The 17969-nt window shown below is 59.4% G+C and carries 19 protein-coding genes; 7 read left to right on the top strand and 12 right to left on the bottom strand.

The window, feature by feature from the left end; translation table 11 throughout:
* Nucleotides 1–82: 82 nt before the first annotated feature.
* Nucleotides 83–1105, bottom strand: coding sequence for an aspartate-semialdehyde dehydrogenase (locus AC6RA8_RS02250; protein WP_500350498.1), 1023 nt, complete (start codon nt 1103–1105; stop codon nt 83–85).
* 62 nt (nt 1106–1167) lie between these two features.
* The gene (locus AC6RA8_RS02245) at nt 1168–2340 is read right to left on the bottom strand and encodes an MFS transporter (RefSeq protein WP_500350497.1); all 1173 of its coding nucleotides are present in this window, start codon (nt 2338–2340) and stop codon (nt 1168–1170) included.
* 100 nt (nt 2341–2440) lie between these two features.
* On the opposite strand from AC6RA8_RS02245, the gene AC6RA8_RS02240 reads away from it, so the two are divergent.
* Nucleotides 2441–3574, top strand: a complete 1134-nt coding sequence (locus AC6RA8_RS02240) for a DUF3095 domain-containing protein (protein WP_500350496.1) — start codon at nt 2441–2443, stop codon at nt 3572–3574.
* Here AC6RA8_RS02240 and AC6RA8_RS02235 read toward each other — a convergent pair.
* The 3 genes from AC6RA8_RS02235 to AC6RA8_RS02225 form a co-directional block, all read right to left on the bottom strand.
* Entirely contained in the window at nt 3571–4338 is a 768-nt protein-coding gene (locus AC6RA8_RS02235; RefSeq protein ID WP_500350495.1) for an HpcH/HpaI aldolase family protein, read from the bottom strand. The two genes, AC6RA8_RS02240 and AC6RA8_RS02235, sit on opposite strands and share 4 nt — an antisense overlap.
* Nucleotides 4339–4490: 152 nt before the next feature.
* Complete coding sequence (locus AC6RA8_RS02230) at nt 4491–5195, bottom strand: winged helix-turn-helix domain-containing protein (protein ID WP_500350494.1); 705 nt, start codon at nt 5193–5195, stop codon at nt 4491–4493.
* A complete protein-coding gene (locus AC6RA8_RS02225) occupies nt 5167–5448 on the bottom strand; it encodes a hypothetical protein (RefSeq protein WP_500350493.1) in 282 nt (93 codons plus the stop codon). Before AC6RA8_RS02225 ends, AC6RA8_RS02230 begins: the two co-directional genes overlap by 29 nt.
* Before the next feature lie 173 nt (nt 5449–5621).
* On the opposite strand from AC6RA8_RS02225, the gene AC6RA8_RS02220 reads away from it, so the two are divergent.
* The 4 genes from AC6RA8_RS02220 (at nt 5622) to AC6RA8_RS02205 (ending at nt 9533) form a co-directional block, all read left to right on the top strand.
* Nucleotides 5622–6071 carry a hypothetical protein gene (locus AC6RA8_RS02220; RefSeq protein WP_500350492.1) on the top strand — a complete coding sequence of 150 codons (450 nt, stop codon included), beginning with the start codon at nt 5622–5624 and terminating at the stop codon, nt 6069–6071.
* 185 nt (nt 6072–6256) lie between these two features.
* On the top strand, nt 6257–6856 hold the full coding sequence (gene rnhB / locus AC6RA8_RS02215) for a ribonuclease HII (RefSeq protein ID WP_500350504.1): 600 nt from the start codon (nt 6257–6259) through the stop codon (nt 6854–6856).
* Nucleotides 6857–6943: 87 nt separating this feature from the next.
* The gene (locus AC6RA8_RS02210; RefSeq protein WP_500350491.1) at nt 6944–8044 is read left to right on the top strand and encodes a site-specific DNA-methyltransferase; all 1101 of its coding nucleotides are present in this window, start codon (nt 6944–6946) and stop codon (nt 8042–8044) included.
* 88 nt (nt 8045–8132) lie between these two features.
* On the top strand, nt 8133–9533 hold the full coding sequence (locus tag AC6RA8_RS02205; RefSeq protein WP_500350490.1) for an adenylate/guanylate cyclase domain-containing protein: 1401 nt from the start codon (nt 8133–8135) through the stop codon (nt 9531–9533).
* On the opposite strand, the gene AC6RA8_RS02200 is transcribed toward AC6RA8_RS02205, so the two are convergent.
* Both AC6RA8_RS02200 and mutY read right to left on the bottom strand, forming a co-directional pair.
* The gene (locus tag AC6RA8_RS02200) at nt 9530–10666 is read right to left on the bottom strand and encodes an alkane 1-monooxygenase (RefSeq protein ID WP_500350489.1); all 1137 of its coding nucleotides are present in this window, start codon (nt 10664–10666) and stop codon (nt 9530–9532) included. The two genes, AC6RA8_RS02205 and AC6RA8_RS02200, sit on opposite strands and share 4 nt — an antisense overlap.
* An 83-nt stretch (nt 10667–10749) precedes the next feature.
* Nucleotides 10750–11793 (bottom strand): A/G-specific adenine glycosylase, encoded by a 1044-nt coding sequence (gene mutY / locus AC6RA8_RS02195; RefSeq protein ID WP_500350488.1) that lies wholly within the window; start codon nt 11791–11793, stop codon nt 10750–10752.
* Between the two features lie 82 nt (nt 11794–11875).
* Here mutY and AC6RA8_RS02190 point away from each other — a divergent pair, with 82 nt between their 5' ends.
* Together AC6RA8_RS02190 and AC6RA8_RS02185 are read left to right on the top strand one after the other, a co-directional pair.
* Nucleotides 11876–12397: a DUF721 domain-containing protein gene (locus AC6RA8_RS02190; protein WP_500350487.1), complete on the top strand. Its 522-nt coding sequence runs from the start codon at nt 11876–11878 to the stop codon at nt 12395–12397.
* Nucleotides 12394–13092 (top strand): DsbA family protein, encoded by a 699-nt coding sequence (locus AC6RA8_RS02185; RefSeq protein ID WP_500350486.1) that lies wholly within the window; start codon nt 12394–12396, stop codon nt 13090–13092. Before AC6RA8_RS02190 ends, AC6RA8_RS02185 begins: the two co-directional genes overlap by 4 nt.
* Before the next feature lie 134 nt (nt 13093–13226).
* Here the strand turns inward: AC6RA8_RS02185 and lpxK are convergent, their stop codons facing one another.
* The 5 genes from lpxK to AC6RA8_RS02160 all read right to left on the bottom strand — a co-directional run bounded on the left by lpxK (nt 13227) and on the right by AC6RA8_RS02160 (nt 17892).
* Nucleotides 13227–14225 (bottom strand): tetraacyldisaccharide 4'-kinase, encoded by a 999-nt coding sequence (gene lpxK / locus AC6RA8_RS02180; RefSeq protein WP_500350485.1) that lies wholly within the window; start codon nt 14223–14225, stop codon nt 13227–13229.
* Nucleotides 14225–15409 (bottom strand): 3-deoxy-D-manno-octulosonic acid transferase, encoded by a 1185-nt coding sequence (locus AC6RA8_RS02175; RefSeq protein ID WP_500350503.1) that lies wholly within the window; start codon nt 15407–15409, stop codon nt 14225–14227. The genes lpxK and AC6RA8_RS02175 overlap by 1 nt, the downstream gene beginning before the upstream one ends.
* Before the next feature lie 43 nt (nt 15410–15452).
* Nucleotides 15453–15695 (bottom strand): DUF4170 domain-containing protein, encoded by a 243-nt coding sequence (locus AC6RA8_RS02170; RefSeq protein ID WP_299202908.1) that lies wholly within the window; start codon nt 15693–15695, stop codon nt 15453–15455.
* A gap of 72 nt (nt 15696–15767) precedes the next feature.
* Nucleotides 15768–16556 (bottom strand): 3'(2'),5'-bisphosphate nucleotidase CysQ, encoded by a 789-nt coding sequence (locus AC6RA8_RS02165; RefSeq protein ID WP_500350484.1) that lies wholly within the window; start codon nt 16554–16556, stop codon nt 15768–15770.
* Nucleotides 16543–17892, bottom strand: a complete 1350-nt coding sequence (locus AC6RA8_RS02160) for a TldD/PmbA family protein (protein WP_500350483.1) — start codon at nt 17890–17892, stop codon at nt 16543–16545. Before AC6RA8_RS02160 ends, AC6RA8_RS02165 begins: the two co-directional genes overlap by 14 nt.
* Between the last annotated feature and the right edge of the window lie 77 nt (nt 17893–17969).

Below are 17969 nucleotides of genomic sequence, written 5' to 3'. Positions count from 1 at the left end.
TTGATACCCCTACTCTGCATCGGGGCGGGCAAAAGAAAAGGGGCCGATTGGCCCCATATTCCCCGCGAAATGCGTTTTGGCATTAGCCTTTTTTCAGTATCCGCTGGCCCAGCACCTCGGCAATCTGCACCGCGTTTAAGGCGGCGCCTTTGCGCAGGTTGTCCGACACGCACCAGAAGTTCAGGCCGTTGTCGATTGTACTGTCCTGCCGGATGCGGCTGATGAACGTGGCAAAGTCGCCCACACATTCGATTGGCGTGACGTAGCCGCCGTCCTCGCGCTTATCGATCACCATGATACCTGGTGCTTCGCGCAGGATGTCGCGGGCTTCGTCCTCATCCAGGAAGTCTTCGGTTTCGATATTCACCGCTTCGGAGTGGCCCACAAACACAGGCACACGCACGCAGGTGGCCGTGACCTTGATGGACGGATCGACGATTTTCTTCGTCTCCGCGACCATCTTCCATTCTTCCTTGGTCGAGCCATCGTCCATGAAGCTGTCGATATGCGGGATCACGTTGAACGCGATCTGCTTCTGGAACTTCTTCACCTCGATGTCCGTTGTCGGGTTGTAGACCGCCTTGGTCTGGTCCCACAGCTCGTCCATCCCTTCCTTGCCCGCGCCAGACACCGATTGGTAGGTCGAGACCACCACCCGCTTGATTTTGGCCCGGTCGTGCAGCGGCTTCAGAGCCACGACCATTTGCGCGGTCGAGCAGTTCGGGTTGGCGATGATGTTCTTCTTCGCATAGCCCTCAATCGCGTCGGCGTTCACTTCGGGCACGATCAGCGGCACATCGGGATCGTAGCGGTAAAGCGACGAGTTATCGATGACCACACAACCAGCCTTGGCCGCAATGGGTGCGTATTTCTTGGTCGCGTCCGATCCAATGGCAAAGAGCGCGATGTCCCAACCCGTGAAATCGAATGTATCGAGGTCTTTCGTCGTCAATGTCTGCTCGCCAAACGACACTTCCGTGCCCAGCGAACGGCGGCTTGCCAATGCGGCCAGCTCGTCCACGGGAAACTGGCGCTCGGCCAGGATGTTCAGCATTTCGCGGCCCACGTTACCGGTGGCGCCCGCGACGACGACACGATACCCCATAATTGACTCCTTTCGGGTAGGTGCGTGGCCCTTACACCCATTGTCTGGTGGTGGAAAGAGCGTCAGTCGGTGGAGTCACGGCTTAGTGCATAGATCGCCACACCTATCGTGAGGGCGATGGCAAAAAAGCTGAAGATCGCGATGTAGGGGGCGGTTGGGTCGCCTCCGGCGGTGGCGGTGTGGATGCGGCCCGAAATGGTTTGCATCACGCCCACGCCCCCGATTCCAAAGAGGTTCATTAGCGTGACCCCGCGCCCGGTGAGATGCGGGGGAAAGAAGCTGCGCGCGTGGGCAATGATGACAGGAAAGGATGCGCCAAGCGCACCGATGGCAGCAAACAGGATGATCGAGGTCCATGGGCCTGCGTCGATCCAGAGGATCACGAGGGCCAGCATCGCGACCGTCAGCGCGTTTCCGGCAAAGACCACCCATTTGCGGGTGCCAAAGATTCGGTCGAGCGGGCCGTAGGCGATCGTGCCGAGGATCATGGCGAGACTCATCACCAGTGTCGCAATCCCAATCTGTGCCGTCGTCTGGTCAAAGACATCGCGCAGGTACGGCCCAATCCATAGCCCTCTGACAGCGGCGACGGGCGCGTAGTTCACGAACATGATAGGGATGATGAACCACAAAACCGGCATGCGCAGCAGGTCAAAGAGAGATCCGTTGCCAGCGGTTTCGACCTTTGCTGGGTCATGGACAGACAGCAAGACGCCTATGGCGACAACAGCCGTGATGGCGGCCAGTGCCCACATGCTGAGACGCCAGCCCATCGTATCGACCGCAAAGGCCATGGGGTAGCTTGAGATCAGGTTGCCGATGGTGCCGATGCCGATCATCAGCGCCGCCAATGTGGCGAAGCGGGCCGGGTCAAACTCGCGCGCAAAGATGTAGAAACTGGCCATCAGGACCGGTGAACAGCCAACACCGATCAGGGCCATGGCGGCATGGATGTAGATGGGGCCTTGAGCCACTGCGAAAAGGGCCGCACCGCCCGCGCCACCGATCAGAAACAGCCAACCGCCGGTTCGGCGGGGACCAAGCGTGTCGAGTGCCTTGCCCACGGGCAGTTGCATTAGCGCAAAGGCAAGAAACCAGTAGCCGGACGAGGTCGCCAGCACATCGGGAGTTACTCCGATCTCTGCCTCGAGCGGGCCGGTCAGAACAGCCAGGAAGGCGCGAAAGAACTGGCTCAGCACATAAGCCAGTGCCAGCAGAATCAATCCGGTTTGCATGGGGTCCTCACTCCTGACGCTTGCGTGACATGGGGCGTGGGGAGGTGCAAGGCGCATTGTGTGGTGACCGGCCCGTGATAGGGTTGGGTGGAAGAGGTACATGATGTTTTATGACGATCTGCCGCGGTTGACGGTCTTTGGGGATGTGGCTGACTTGAGCCACTACACGCCTTTGCCTGATGATTGGGTGGTTGGTGTTTCTGACATCGTGGGGTCCACCGATGCGGTGTCTGCGGGCAAGTACAAGACGGTGAACATGATTGGGGCGGCAGTGATCTCGGCCCAGATGAATGCGGCTGGTGGCCGGGCTTTTCCCTTTGTTTTTGGCGGGGACGGAGCGGCCTTTGCACACCCGCCGGAATTCGCGGAAGAGGCGGGGCGGGCACTGGCCGCGGTTCAAAACTGGGCGCGTACCGAATTTGATATGGGACTGCGGGTGGGGCTGTATTCCGTGGCCGACATTCGGGCGGCAGGGCCAGAGGTCGCCGTGGCGCGCTATGCTGTATCAGATGGCGTCGACTACGCTATGTTCGCCGGTGGAGGAGTGAGCTGGGCTGAGGCCGAGATGAAGGCGGGCGCCGACACCGTGCCTCCGGTCCCCGCGGGGACACAGCCCGATCTGACGGGCCTCAGTTGTCGTTGGAGCCACATGAAGGCACGCAACGGGACGATCCTGTCCTTGCTTTTGTCCCCCGTGGAAGGTGTCGATGCCACGCGTTTTGGTGCGGTGGTCGAAGCAGTTCTGGCCGAGGTGGCGCATCTGGATCGTGGCGGTCATCCTTCGCCGCCCGAGGGGCCGGGGACCGATTGGCCGCCGGTCGGCGCGACGCTCGAAGCCCATGCGAGCCATGGTGGTAAAGGTGTTAAGGCCGCGCGTCGCAAGGTGCTGTTTGAAACGTTTATCGCGTGGGTGTTGATCAAGACCGGGATCAAGCTGGGCGGGTTCGATCCGACGCATTATCGCAAGACGGTTGGCGGGAACGCGGATTTTCGAAAATTCGATGATGGCTTGAAGATGACCATTGATTGCGATGCGGGTACGGTGTCGCGCTTGCGTGCCATCTTGGACGAGGCGCGCGCGGATGGTGTGGCGCGTTACGGGATGCACACGCAGGACGAGGCGATGATGACCTGTATTGTGCCCTCCATCATAGATGACACGCATGTGCACTTCATCGATGGTGCGGCAGGTGGCTACACGCAGGCGTCGGTCGGGCTGAAGGCCACGCCCTAGCCCTTCCAGCGTTGCGCTAACTCACGCAGGCTTTTGGCAAGGATCAGAAGGTCGAGACCCGTGGCCACGAACCGCGCGCCCCAGTCAAGTGCGTCTTGTGTGAAGTCTGGCGTTGTGGCGAGGATGCCGGGTGCTTTGCCAGCCGCTTCAATCCGGACGATGGCATCTTTGATCGTGGCCTGCACGTCAGGGTGAGTGAGCTGGCCCATGTGGCCCATGTCTGCTGAAAGATCTGCGGGACCGATAAACACGCCGTCGATACCGTCTACCGCGAGGATATCGTCCAGGTTTGCGATACCTGCGCGGTTTTCGACCTGGATCAGCAGGCACACCTGTTCGTCCGCTGTAGGGCCGTAATCGGCGATTGCGCCGAACCGGCTGCACCGGGCTCCGGAGTAGCCGACGCCACGCCCACCTGCGGGCGGGTAGCGAACATCATGGACGAGTTGCCGAGCCTGTTCCGCTGTTTCTACCATCGGAACCAGTACGGTTTGTGCGCCTGCATCCAGCACCTGTTTGATGATCCATGTCTCGCCTACGGGCACGCGCACAGCGGCGTGGCTGTCTGAGGCTTCCAAAGCCATGAGTTGCATGCGCATTTTCGAGATATCGTATGGCGTGTGTTCGCCGTCGATCAGCAGCCAGTCGAACCCTGCCGTGCCTGCGATTTCCGTGGCAAGAGGGTCGCCGAGGCTGAGCCAGCAGCCAATGACGGTATCACCATTCTTGATCGCGGCCTTGAACGGATTGATGGGGGCGGGCATGGGTGGTCTCCTTCGTTTGGCGCACCCTAGACCCGGTGTTGCACTCATGGCTACTGGTGAAATGAGGCGCATGCGCGCCGCGCGATTTTATACATCTGCCATCCGGCAGATGGGGTTTGCCTCCGACGGGAGTTTTTCTGGCAAGATGAAGATCAGAGAACTTTAATCACGTCTTTTTCCACCGCCAGCATATAGCCGCGTCTTGCGATGTTCTTGACCAGAAGTTCGCTTACGATCTGGTTGCCGAGGGTGTCCCGCAGGCGTTTGATGCGGGTGGCGCCTGCAGCTTCTTCGCAATCGGCGGCGCTGCGACCTGAAATGACCCCTTCGATTTCCGAACCCGAGAGGACGTCATCGTCCATGCGCGCTTCAGCCAGAACCGACATGGTTTCCATGGCGGCATCCGTCAGTTTGAAGCCGAGGTTGTTGAGATAAACCGTGTTTTCCTCGCGGCTGATCAGGAGCGAGTTTACCTGAATGCCTGCGCGTTCAATTTGCGCCATGCGGCGGTTGAAGCCGACGAGCAGCAGCAGGAAGACCAGTGCAGCGATCATCATACCGGTGGCAAAGACCAGAAGGACGAAGATTACCAGCCGGTAGCTGGCCAACGTATCGGCAAAGGAGGTTCCGGACTGGGCAAGGATCTCCAGAAGTTTGATTTCCGCCTGGCTGGTGAGGTCGGCATTTTCGATGAACATCCGCTCGACGCGGGCGTCAAAGGCACCTGCATCCGGCAGAGTAAAAAAGAGAAGGGCAGCGGCCAGAACCAGAAGAAGGAGGATGCCCGCGATGCCAAGGGTCACGAGCCGGCTGCCCGTGCGCCGCATGTCAGAAGCGGAGGTAGTATTGTCCTGCACTTGCTTTCCTTTGATCGAGACCTTCGGGGCCGAATACAGATTGGACCTGCAGCAATGTCCAGCCTTGTGCCGCCAGTCGTGATCTGAGTTGTTGCGTGGCATTCCCGGCGCTGCACGCACCTGAGACCTGCGCGACACCATAGTGCAGGCGTAGCGGGTTGTCCTGTTTGGCCTTGTAGTCGGCAAAGCACTGGGCCTGCGCGGTCCCAGCCAGTGCCAGCGACAGGGCGATGGATATGGCGATCTTTTTCATGGCCCCAACCTGCGCTGACTTTTGCAGATATTCAATAACATCAGAGGGCTGAGATGCCTGATATTCGATAGCAAGGGGGCGTTATTGCCTGTCTGTCGGGGGTGGCCCCAAGTTTGGTCCAGCGCAGATGCTGCTTGGTCTGCTCAGTCAAGTCACTTTGGAAAGGACGCCCCATGACACTTCGTATTCACCGCCAGTTTATCGCGACCATTGCCGCTGCTGCCGTTGCTATCACAGGATTCACCGCCGCCCCTGCAAGGGCGGGCGACGATGAGGTGGGGGCAGCACTTGCCGCCTTGTTGGGGCTGGCCATCGTGGGCGCCGTCATTCACGAAAAGAAGAAAGACAAGAAACGCCGTCACACTGTTCATACGCCCGTGCATCCCAAGCCTTTGCCCAAGCGCGTGGACCGCAAGCTGCTGCCGCAGAAATGCCTGCGCAGCTTCCATACTGATCGCGGACACCGCCGCCTCTTTGGCCAGCGTTGTCTGAACAACCACTACAAGTTTGTGCGCAGCCTGCCGACCGTATGTCACCGCGAAGTCTATACAGACCGCGGCTGGCGCCGGGGGTACGCGGCGCGGTGCCTGAACCGTCATGGATATCAGTTGGCCCGTCGGTAAGAGCGGGCAGATGGACCATGCCCCCATGGTCCACCTTGCAAAGGGCGGTGTTCGGGCACCGCCCTTTTTTATTGGGTCGCCTGTGGCGACAAGCGATGTTTGCACTTTCTTCCAGAAAGTGCGTTTTGTGCCTTCGGTGGTGGCTGTGGTCAGAAGAAGCAGGTGGAACTGTGCCAGACTTTGAAATGGAAGCACGGATTGGTGGGCGTGTTGCTGGCGTGGATGAGGTTGGGCGTGGGCCATTGGCTGGACCCGTGACAGCGGCGGCCGTGGTTTTGGACCCCGATGCCATTCCCGACGGATTGGACGATTCCAAGAAGTTGACTGCGCGCAAACGTGAGGCCGTGTGGGATGCCATTCTACAGACAGCAGACGTTTCGGTGGCACATGCTTCCGTGTCGGAGATCGAGGAACTGAACATCCTGCGCGCATCGCATCTGGCGATGGAACGGGCCGTTGCCGGGTTGCGCACGTCTCCGGATCACCTGTTGATTGACGGCACCATGTTGCCGGGTGGATTGACCGTCCCCGCGACCCCTGTGGTGCGCGGGGACGCCCGATCGCTTAGCATCGCGGCGGCGTCAATTGTGGCGAAAATATGTCGCGACCGGATCATGGTGGATTTGGCGCAACAGCATCCCGGCTATGGCTGGGAAACGAACATGGGATATCCGTCAAAAAGCCACAGGGTGGCGTTGGAAAATCTTGGGGTGACCCCACACCATAGACGTACCTTCAAACCCGTCCACAATATCTTGTATCAAGAAAAAATCGTAAGCCGCTGATTCAAAAAAGAATTTGACGACGAATCGGGTATGACTCACATTGGCTGCAACCAATGAGCGCACAAAGCGCCGGGACAGAGGCAGACGATGACGAAACATGTAAAGGGCGCCGACGCGCTTCCCTTGAACCAGATTATTGCGGGTGACTGCATTGACGTGATGAACAGCCTGCCTGCGGGCTCTGTTGATCTGATTTTTGCCGATCCGCCCTATAATCTGCAGCTCAAGGGCGAGTTGCACCGCCCTGACAATTCGAAAGTCGATGCGGTTGATGATCATTGGGATCAGTTCAACTCGTTCCGTGCCTATGATGAATTCACGACCGCCTGGTTGAAAGCCGCGCGCCGTCTGTTGAAGCCCAATGGCGCGATTTGGGTCATTGGCAGCTATCACAACATCTTCCGTGTTGGCGCTTCTCTGCAAAACGAAGGGTTCTGGATTCTGAATGATGTGGTGTGGCGCAAGTCCAACCCGATGCCGAACTTCCGCGGCAAACGCTTTACCAATGCCCATGAGACGATGATCTGGGCGGGCAAGGACGAGAACAGCAAATACACCTTCAACTATGAGGCGCTGAAGGCCCTCAATGAAGGCATCCAAATGCGCAGTGATTGGGTTCTGCCGATTTGCACTGGCCACGAGCGCCTGAAGGATGAGGCTGGCGACAAGGCACACCCAACACAGAAACCGGAAAGCCTGTTGCATCGCGTTTTGGTTGGGTCGACGAACCCGGGTGATGTGGTTCTTGATCCCTTCTTCGGCACTGGCACAACGGGTGCCGTTGCCAAGATGTTGGGCCGTGAGTACATCGGGATTGAGCGTGAAGCCGCCTATCGCAAAGTGGCTGAGAAGCGCATCGCGTCGGTGCGCAAGTTCGACAAGGAAGCCCTGTCTGTATCCGCCTCCAAACGTGCCGAGCCGCGCGTTCCCTTCGGCCAATTGGTCGAGCGCGGCATGCTGCGTCCGGGCGAAGAGCTGTATTCCATGAACAAGCGCCACAAAGCCAAAGTCCGTGCAGATGGCACGTTGATCGGCGATGATATCAAGGGGTCGATCCACCAAGTCGGTGCCCATCTTGAGGGCGCGCCAAGCTGCAATGGCTGGACCTATTGGTGCTTCAAACGCGAGGGCAAAGTTGTGCCCATCGACGTGTTGCGCCAGCAGATTCGGTCGGAGATGCACGACTAATTCACGAAACACCGCCAGGTGCCTGCGGCCTCACTGAAGGCCCAATAGGGCACTGCACCTATGCCCCGCCTTTTTTGGCGGGGCTTTTTTGTTAATACGGTTTACATTAGGCGCAGAGGCCAAGAAGGCAGAGATCATGGTGGATGCAAGCAGCGCGTTGCCGGTGTCGCAGCGCACGGATCGTGAAGACGAAATTCCCGCACATCGGCACGCGCAAGAAGCGCTCGCCCGCAACAAGCGTGAAGGGATGGATCTGGCGGTAAAAGCACGGGTCGGGGCGCTGTCTGTCACCGCCGTCATGCTGGTGTTTCTGAACCCGAACTGGGATGTGGTTTGGTATCTTTTCCTGTTGTTCTGCCTTGTACTGGTGGGACTGGCACAGCGGCGTGTTGGTCGGGTGGGGCAGTCGCGGGCGGAATTGGCCCTGTTGTTTGCCGACCTTTTGTTGATGACCCTGGCGGTGCTTGTGCCCAACCCATTGCAGGACGATCCGATGCCGACGGCGTTGATCTACAATTTCGAGGTTTTTCAATACTTTTTTATTATCCTTGCCGCCGGTGTGCTGACCTATTCTTGGCGCACGATCATTGCCATCGGGAACTGGACAATGGCGATGTGGCTGACCGGTACGCTCTGTGTCTGGTGGTTTGGCAGGACCTTTCCGGAACTGACCGATGCGGCCAATGCGATGTTTCCGAACCACCCGGATCTGGCCCGAGCTTTTGATCCGAACAATGTGAATTGGGATTTGCGGTTTCAGCAGGTCGTTGTGTTTCTGGTTGTGGCATTGATCCTGGCCGTAGCCGTGCGCCGGTATCAGATGCTGGTCCTGGACAGTGCGGAAATGGCGCGCGAGCGGACCAACCTGGCGCGCTATTTTTCCCCCACAATGGTAGATGAGTTGTCGACCAAGGACGAACCGTTGGGCCAGATTCGCAGCCATGATGCGGCGGTCTTGTTTGTCGATATCGCGGGCTTCACCGCCTATGCGGACAAGCGACCGGCCCAAGACGTGATCGAGACCTTGCGCGCCTTTCACGCCAGGATGGAGAGCGAGGTGTTTGCCCATGGTGGAACCCTCGACAAGTACCTTGGGGATGGGTTGATGGCGACGTTTGGCACGCCGTTGCCTCTGTCGGACGATGCGGTCCGCGCCGTTGCTTGTGTGACGTCGATGGCGGACCGGATGGATGCGCTGAATGCTGACCGCCGTGCTGATGGCTTGCCTGAAATCGATGCCCGATTTGGCCTTCACTACGGACCGGTTGTTCTGGGGGATATCGGTGCAAACCGGCTGGAGTTCGCGGTTCTGGGTGACACAGTAAACGTGGCCAACCGGCTTGAAGCCATGACACGCGCGCTGAATGTGCGGGCCATTGTGAGCGACGCTGTCGTGACTGCCGCAGGCGTATCAGAAGGTTTCCGCCGCGCACCTGACCAGTCGGTACGCGGTGTGGCCGAACGTCTGCCAGTGTGGGTGATGGACTAGCGCGGAAGCGGGTTCGCGGCCTTGTTGTAGGCGGTCCAGTCCGTGATTTCGGGATAGTACATATCCCGCCACTTCTGAACGCGCGGGTTCATGACCCGTTTCCAAACCTTGGGCATCATCGCGGCGATGGTCATGACGGGGTAGCCGTAGGGCAACTGGGGCGCATCGGCTTCGGTATAGTTTTGCAGCACCGGGAAGCGGCGGTCGGGCTTGTAGTGGTGGTCCGAGTGCCGCTGCAGGTTGATCAGAAGCCAGTTCGATGCCTTGTGCGCGGCGTTCCAGGAATGGCGTGGCTGCACGTGTTCATATTTGCCATCGCCCAGGTGTTTGCGGGTCAGACCGTAGTGTTCGATGTAGTTGACCAGCTCAAGTTGCCAGATGGCGACACCCGCTTGCAGGATGAACAGGCCCACGCCCGCCCAACCACCAAGCGCAAAGGCCAGAAGGAAGCACACCAGTTGCAAGTAGGCGTATTTCCAGAAGGGATTCGAACTGTCTGTTGCGGGTAGGTCCTTGCGGGCCAGCATCGCCTTTTCCGCATTCCACGCAGACAGGAAGCACTGTTTCAGAACGCGGGGATAAAAGCGGTAGAAACTTTCGTTCATGCGGGCCGTGACGGGGTCGCGCGGCGTGGCGACATAGCGATGATGCACAAGCAAATGCTCGGACCGGAAATGGGAATAGAGCACCATGGCCAAAAGCGCATCGCCCAGCCAACGTTCGAGCTTGTTTTTCTGGTGCATCAGCTCGTGGCTGTAGTTGATCCCGACCGTGCCGGTGATGACGCCCACGCCAAAGAAGATCGCCAGTTTTTCGAGCGTGTTGAGGTGATCAGCTGGTGCGACATAGGCGATCAAGCCAAACAGCATCAGAAATTGCGCGGGCACCCATGCGGTTGTGATCATGCGGTACCAGAACAGGTCATCCTCGGTTGCCTCGAGATCGGCGTTGTCGGTGTTCAGGCCCACCGCCAGATCAAGGATGGAGAACATGTACCACGTGACCACAGGCAACAGGATCACGGTCCAACCGCCGTAGACAGCGCTGATGATCGCCAGCGGGATCAGCAGGAAGGACATGGCAAAGGGCAGGGCATTCTGCACCTTGGCAACGGTTTCCGGCGGGAGTGTCATGTCGGTTGATCCTCTGGTTGCGCGCGCCGTAGCTTAGAGACAGTCGGTCGCTTCTGCCAAGGGTGACGCCACGATGCGAATTGTCACTTCTGCGCCAGATCGAAAGCCTTGCGCATTACCGTGGGAAGATCAGATGGCCGGAACTGCTCGCGCGGCAAGTAGTAGCCGCGCTCGGGCTCGGCATTGCTGACGGTCGCGACCATCACGTCGAGGATCAGGTGGAAATGGGTGAAGGTGTGTCGTACCTCTCCGTCCAGCTTGATCCAATCTGTTTCAAGCGGTGCGTTTTGTGGCCGCGGTTCAGATGCATCCACCCAATCCGATCCGGGCCAGCCCATCATCCCGCCGAGCAGTCCTTTGTCGGGGCGCGTTTCAACCAGCCAAGCGCCATCGTTGCGCTGGGCAAGATATACAGTGCCGTGCCGGATCGGCTTGGCTTTCTTCGGGGTTTTCTTTGGCAGTTCTGGCGCTGTTCCCGCCGCGCGCGCCTGGCATGGATCCCGCCATGGGCAAATACCGCAAGCCGGGGACTTCGGGGTGCAAATGGTTGCTCCCAGATCCATGACCGCCTGTGCATGATTGCCGGGCCGGTCTTGGGGCGTCAATCTGTCGGCGTGTTCAGTCAGGATCGGTTTGGATGCCGGCAGTGGCATATGTTCGTCGAACATGCGCGCCATGACCCGCTCGACGTTTCCATCGACAACGACGTGCCGCATGTCGAACGCAATCGAGGCGATGGCGGCCGCTGTATAAGGGCCTATGCCTGGTAGTTTGAGCAGTGCGGCGTGGTCCGCAGGAAATGCACCATCGTGATCGGCGACCACGGCACGGGCGCATTTCAACAGGTTGCGGGCGCGCGCGTAGTAGCCCAGCCCGGCCCATTCGCCCATGACCTCTGCATCCTCTGCAGCGGCGAGATCGGATACGGTGGGCCAGCGTGTTATGAACCGTTTGAAATACTCGGTGACGGCGGCAACAGTTGTTTGTTGCAGCATGATCTCAGACATCCAAACGGCATAGGGGTCAGGGCGCACGCCTGCTTTCTTGTCCGCAGGGGCGGTTCTCCACGGCATCGTGCGCGCATGCACGTCGTACCAATCCAGAAGTTCATTGCTGAGGTCACGCAAGAGTTATGGGTCCCCTATTGAGATTGCTGGTGATCACGCCTTGATCCGCTATGATCACGAGTGAGTGACAGGGAACATAGCTATGGCCATGCGGCGTGCCAGTACAAAAGGGTTCAAACGGACAGCATCTTTGCTGACCGGACGGATTCGGCAAGCCAGCGAAAGCCGTGGCTTTGCTCAAAGCCGTTTGCTTACGGATTGGGCCGAAGTGGCTGGGGCTGATGTGGCCGCAATCGCCCGTCCGGTCGAGGTAAGTTACGGCCGTGGCGGTATGGGGGCGACGTTGACCCTGCTGACCACGGGCGCGCAGGCCCCCATGCTTGAGATGCAGAAGGACCAACTGCGCGAACGGGTGAACGCGGTCTACGGCTACAATGCCATCGCGCGCATTCGTATCACACAAACGGCGGCCACCGGTTTCGCTGATGGGCAGGTCGCCTTTGAGCATCGACCCAAGGACACGACGCCGGCAGAGCCTGCACCGGAAATGACAAAGGCCGCAGCCCATGTTGTCGCCCCTGTCGAAGATGAAACACTGCGTGCAGCCCTCGAACGGCTGGGCGCACATATCCTGACAAAAGAAAAACAAGGAACACGCACATGAATCGTATCGTTGCTATCCTCGCCGTTGTTGTCGGCGTTGGGGGGTATTTCCTGTATAGTTCGATGCAATCCAGCGGGCCGAGCGCGCAGGAACAGGCACAGGCCGAACGTTTGCTTGGTGCGGCCAATGCGCAGGAAGCCTCAAGCGATATCGACACGTCGTCGGTGGTCGAGATGCAATTGGGTAATCCGGATGCGCCTGTCACCGTGATCGAATATGCGAGCTACACCTGCCCACATTGCGCGACGTTCCACACCGGTGCGTACAAGCAGCTCAAGTCAGACTACATCGATACCGGAAAGGTCAACTTCATCTACCGCGAAGTTTATTTTGACCGTTTCGGTCTCTGGGCCTCGGCCATCGCGCGCTGTGCGGGCACGCCGGCGAGCTTCTTTGGCGTCACGGATCTGTTGTATTCCGGTCAGTCCGAATGGGCCCGCGCCGGTGGTGGAGACCCGGCGCAGATCGCAGACGAGCTGCGTAAGATCGGCCGCTTGGCCGGCCTGTCCGGCGACACGATTGAGGCGTGCCTGACAGATGCCGACAACCTCCGCACGCTCGTCGCTTGGTATCAACAGAATGCGGCAGAGGATGGCATCAACTCGACCCCGAGCTTTGTCATCAACGGGACCAAGTATAACAACATGGCCTACAACGAGATGTCCCGCCTGATCGACGAGGCGGCGGGCAGCTGACACGATTTGCAGTGCCCGGCCTGATGGTCGGGCGCTGCGCCCTGAGTATCTGTCGAGAGGGCGCGCTGGCGCGCGACACGATGTTTTCCACCCGCATCCTGCGGCTGGGTTTGTGCCTCCGGCGGTGGTGTTTTTTAGTCAGAAGTCGCTGGGTTCGGCAGAGCGTTGAGCGCTGCGTCCAGCTGTTCTGGATTTTCAAACACAAGGCGGACAGGCAATGTGATTACCCTTGATCGGAAAGCGGGAGGCAGACGTGCTGCGTCTTTTTCCGTTGTGACCAATTGAGCGCCCATGCTGCGTGCCTCGCGCTCCAGGCGGGTCAGGAACGCTGTGCTGAGTTTCTGGTGGTCGCCGAGTGATTCAGTGCGGACAACGTTTGCACCCAGGCCGCGCAGCGTATTGAAAAACTTGCCCGGTCGTCCGATCCCGGCAAAGGCAACCATGGGCGTATTCGTCCAGTCCATCCCGGTTTGCAGCGGCTGAAGATCAGCGCGGATATGTGGCAGTGTTTGCGGCAGGAGGCTGGTGTCAAACTGGCGTTGCGCGTCTTTCGGGCCGATCGACAAAACCATGTCCGCGCGCGCCAATCCGGTTTCTATCGGTTCGCGCAATGGCCCTGCCGGCAGGCACAGGCCGTTCCCGAAGCCGGTCTCGGCATCAACGACTATGATGGACAGGTCCTGATGCAGTGCCGGGTTCTGGAAACCGTCATCCAGGATGATCGCTGTCGCCCCGGCTGCGATGGCAGCCCGTGCACCGGCAGCGCGGTCGCGGGCAACCCAGGTCCGGGCAAATGCGCTCAGGAGCAGGGGTTCGTCGCCCACGTGTTCGGCCTTGTGTTGGGTCGGGTTTATCTCAACAGGTCCGAATTCTTTGCCGCCATAGCCGCGACTGACGATATGAGGGTCGTGAAACGCGTTCCTGAGCCGTTCGGCAATTGCCATTACTGTGGGTGTTTTGCCGGTGCCGCCTGCGTTTATGTTGCCAACGCAAATGACAGGAACTGACATCTTTTCCGGCGCTCCCCGGGCAAGCCGGCGTGCTGTGGCACGTGCATAGAGTGCACCCAGTGGTTTCAGTAGCCGCGCCTTCCAGTCAGGTTGCGGTTTGGACCAGAAACTTGGTGCCCGCATCAGGGCTTTCCCTTGTGTCGTGCATCAAGGCGGGTTTGCGTCAGCGAGATGATCCGGTCGAGACTGTCAGCGCCGCGTGTCACCACGTCCCAACCGGCCATGGCCATATGTGCGGCATGATCCGGTGTGATCATCTGACCCACAGCCCGACCGAGCGATGTCGTATCATTCACGATCCGTGCGGCTCCGGCATTCATCAATCGCGTGAAAGCATCGACATGGGGTCCGACATGGGGCCCGTAAATGATAGCCGTCCCATGCGCTGCAACTGAATAGGGATCACATACGTCTGAACCGGATCTCATGGACCCACCCAGGAACGTTACAGTCGCTACGCGCAGCCACAACCCAAGCTCCGCATCTTCGTCAGCGATCAAAATCTGTGAGTTTTCGTCCGGAAAGGCACCGTCCGCCCAATTAGAAACGCGTAGCCCCTGATCACTTGCATGTTTTTCGGCTTCTTGCGCTTGCGCTGGATCAGAGAGATGCAGGATCAATAGCAACCGGTGCGATGCTTTGAGCGCTGTTTTGTGTGCCGCCAATACGCTTGGACATTCCGATGGCGAGGTGCGCGCCGACAACCATGTTGGCCGCCCGCCGAGCGCATCCCCCAGATCGGCCAAATCGGTTTCGACGGCGGGCATCATCTTGCCAAAAGGGTGTAGGGGCTCGGCCAATTCCATGGCAGAGACGGGGCGACCCATCTGTGCGAGGCGGAGATGTGCATCTTTATCGCGCGCGGTGACATGGTCAAACTGTGCCAGAAGGGCGCGCGGCACTTCCGGCAACCAGCGATCTCGCCTGCTTTCAAATCCATCCTGGGCTGCGTCGACCAGCATCATGTGAGTGCCTTTTTCGGCAGCCGACAGGATGAGGTTTGGCAAGAGATCACCCCAGGCCCAGATCAGAACATCGGGTGTCCAGTGGGCGATGAAGGCGTCGGTAACAACTGGGTGATCCGACGGCATTGCTTCCTGCCAGATGCAGTCAGAGCCGCGGTCGCCAAACTCGTCATGTGCCGCCGTCAACAGCACATTGCATTCTGGTCTCATTGTAACCAGCCGATGGGCCAGATCATTGAGTGCACGGTTGTTGCCGGGTTCGGCCGCATGTATCCAAACCAATTCTCCGGATGGCCTGTCCCGGGTGGGCGCAAATGGGGGCGGCGCGCGCCGCCCTGACACTGTGCGATAGGCCGACAGCCCAAGCGATCCTCGCACGTGATTATCAGCCGAGTTCTTCGGTTGCGGTTGCGGCGTTCTCTTCGTCGCGCAGGCGATGAAGATGCGCAATGTAGTAACGCATGTGCGCGTTATCGACGGTACGTTGCGCTTCGGATTTCCAAGCGTCGTAAGCGGCCTGGTAGTTCGGGAAAATCCCGACAATATGCAAGTCGTCAACGTCCTTGAACACGTTCCGGGACGGGTCCACCAGTTCGCCACCAAAGACGAGGTGCAGGCGCTGTGTCATTGCAATTTCCTTTAACTATGGGCTGGGCTTGCCGCGCGCAGTTTGCGCATATGGGTCGGGGGGTCAAGGTAATCAGGACGAACCGACAGGTCCCAACCGACCAACCAATGCGCCGTGAAGATGTGGTCCGGCCGCGACAACACCATTCAAAGCCGGATGGGCGTTGTTGAAGCGCAGCGGCGCGCCTGTGCGGTCCGTGATCCTGCCACCGGCCTCTGTCACGATCAGTGCACCAGCCGCGATGTCCCATTCCCAACTGGGCCTCAGCGTGAGCATTCCGTCGAACCGGCCCTGGCCGACAAGCGATAGACGATACGCGAGCGATGGACGATAATGCCGATCAATTGGTGGGGCGCCATCGCGCCAATGCTCGTCATGGAACGTGGGTCGCGCCGCCAAAACGGTGCTACTAGGCGCCATGCGGACTTGCGTTGCTGTCAGCGAGGTGCCATTCAACGTGGCCCCCAAACCAAGACCAGCGGCATAGAGTTTGTTGCGGCGCGGCAGATAGATGACGGCAGCACTGATCTGTCCTTTGTGTGCGATAGCAATTGAAATGGCCCAGGTCCGTCCACCCTCGACAAAGCTGCGCGTTCCGTCGATTGGGTCGATGATGAAAACCGTATCAGCCGAAAGGCGAGCGTCGCTATCTTCGGTTTCCTCAGACAGCCAGCCGTAGTCCGGGCGCGCGAGGCGCAGGGTTGAGGCAAGCGCATCGTTCACGGCCAAGTCGGCTTCTGTCACGGGGCCCGCATCGCCGGGTTTGTCCCACCGGGCCGCGGATGGACCGACAAAGCTGGTCGCAACTCTTCCCGCGACGCGGGCGGCATCGATCAAAAGAGGCAGATCAGCTGCCGGCAAGGGTCATGCTCGGGATCAACAGGGACGGGACCACGCGGCTCAGATATGAACGTGCATCGTTGGCTGGTGTGATGTGACGCAGCATGTCGATCAGGTTGCCCGCAATGGTGCATTCATTGACGGGGTAGGCGATCTCGCCGTTCTCGATCCACATACCTGCCGCGCCGCGAGAGTAGTCACCGGTGTTCGGGTTTATGGTCGAGCCGATCATTGACGTGACAAGCAGGCCGGTGCCCATATCGCGGATCAGCTCGCCGCGGGTGGCTGTTCCGGCATCCAATGTTACGTTCCAGTTCGAAGGGCTGGGCGGGGCGGATGTACCGCGTGCTGCATTGCCTGTGGGCGCCATTTCCAGCTTGCGCGCCGTCGACAGGTCAAGCGTCCAGCCCGTCAATACTCCGTTTTCCACGATTGTCCGTGGTTGTGTGGGCAACCCTTCGGCGTCGAAGGGGCGTGTACCTGCGGTACGTGGGCGATGGGGGTCCTCAATCAGGTTGAGGCCATCTGGCAGAACAGATTGGCCCAGCTTGTCCCGCAGCCAGGACGAGCCGCGCGCAATGCTTGAGCCGTTTGCAGCCGCCAAAAGGTGACCAATCAATGACGATGAGATCCGTTCGTCGAACAGGACCGGGTACGTTCCCGTTGGAGGTTTCCGAGCACCAATGCGATCTATGGTTCGCGTGCCAGCTTCGGTGCCGATATCCTCTGCGCTGCGCAGGTCGGATTGAAAGATACGGCTGTCGCCGCTGTAGTCCCGCTCCATCTCGGTGCCGCTTCCGGTAATCGCGACACAACTCAGGGCGCGATCGGTCCGACGGTAGCCGCCGGAAAATCCGTTGCTGGCCGCCAACCAGATGTTGCGTGCCCCATACCCCGCCGAAGCTTGTTCAACTTGGCTGATGTTCTTGACGGCCATTGCGGCTGCTTCGGCTGCAAGCGCATCGGATTGCAAATCTTCAGCCGCGGGTTCCGGCGAGGTGTCGTTCAGTTCGAGCGCTTCAATGTCCCAATCCGTTGCCAACTGGCACGGGTCTGCGAGCCCGGCAAAGGGGTCTTCGGGTGCTTCGCCAGCCATGGCAACAGCACGCATTGCCATCTCTTCAATCGTGCGATCACTGGTATCCGATGCCGAAACGTTGGCCTGTTTCTGACCAACAAATACGCGCAAGCCTATGTCGATGGATTCGGATCGCTCAGCCTGTTCCAATGCACCGCCGCGAACATCCACAGACAGGGACGTCCCCTGAACGGCAATAGCGTCTGCCGCGTCCGCGCCAGCGGCCTTGGCTGCGTCCAGTAAGCGTTGGCTAAGGGTCGAAAGGTCGGTTGGGGTCATTCATCTGCTCCGCAATCTTGGGCCTGAGGTAGCGGTGCAGGGTGTAAGGTGCAAGGGCGGCGACAGGCGCCGCCCCG

This window comes from Tateyamaria sp., assembly GCF_059783535.1.
The sequence above is the reverse complement of the archived record's forward strand: the minus strand, read 5'-3'. Positions and strand labels throughout refer to the sequence as shown.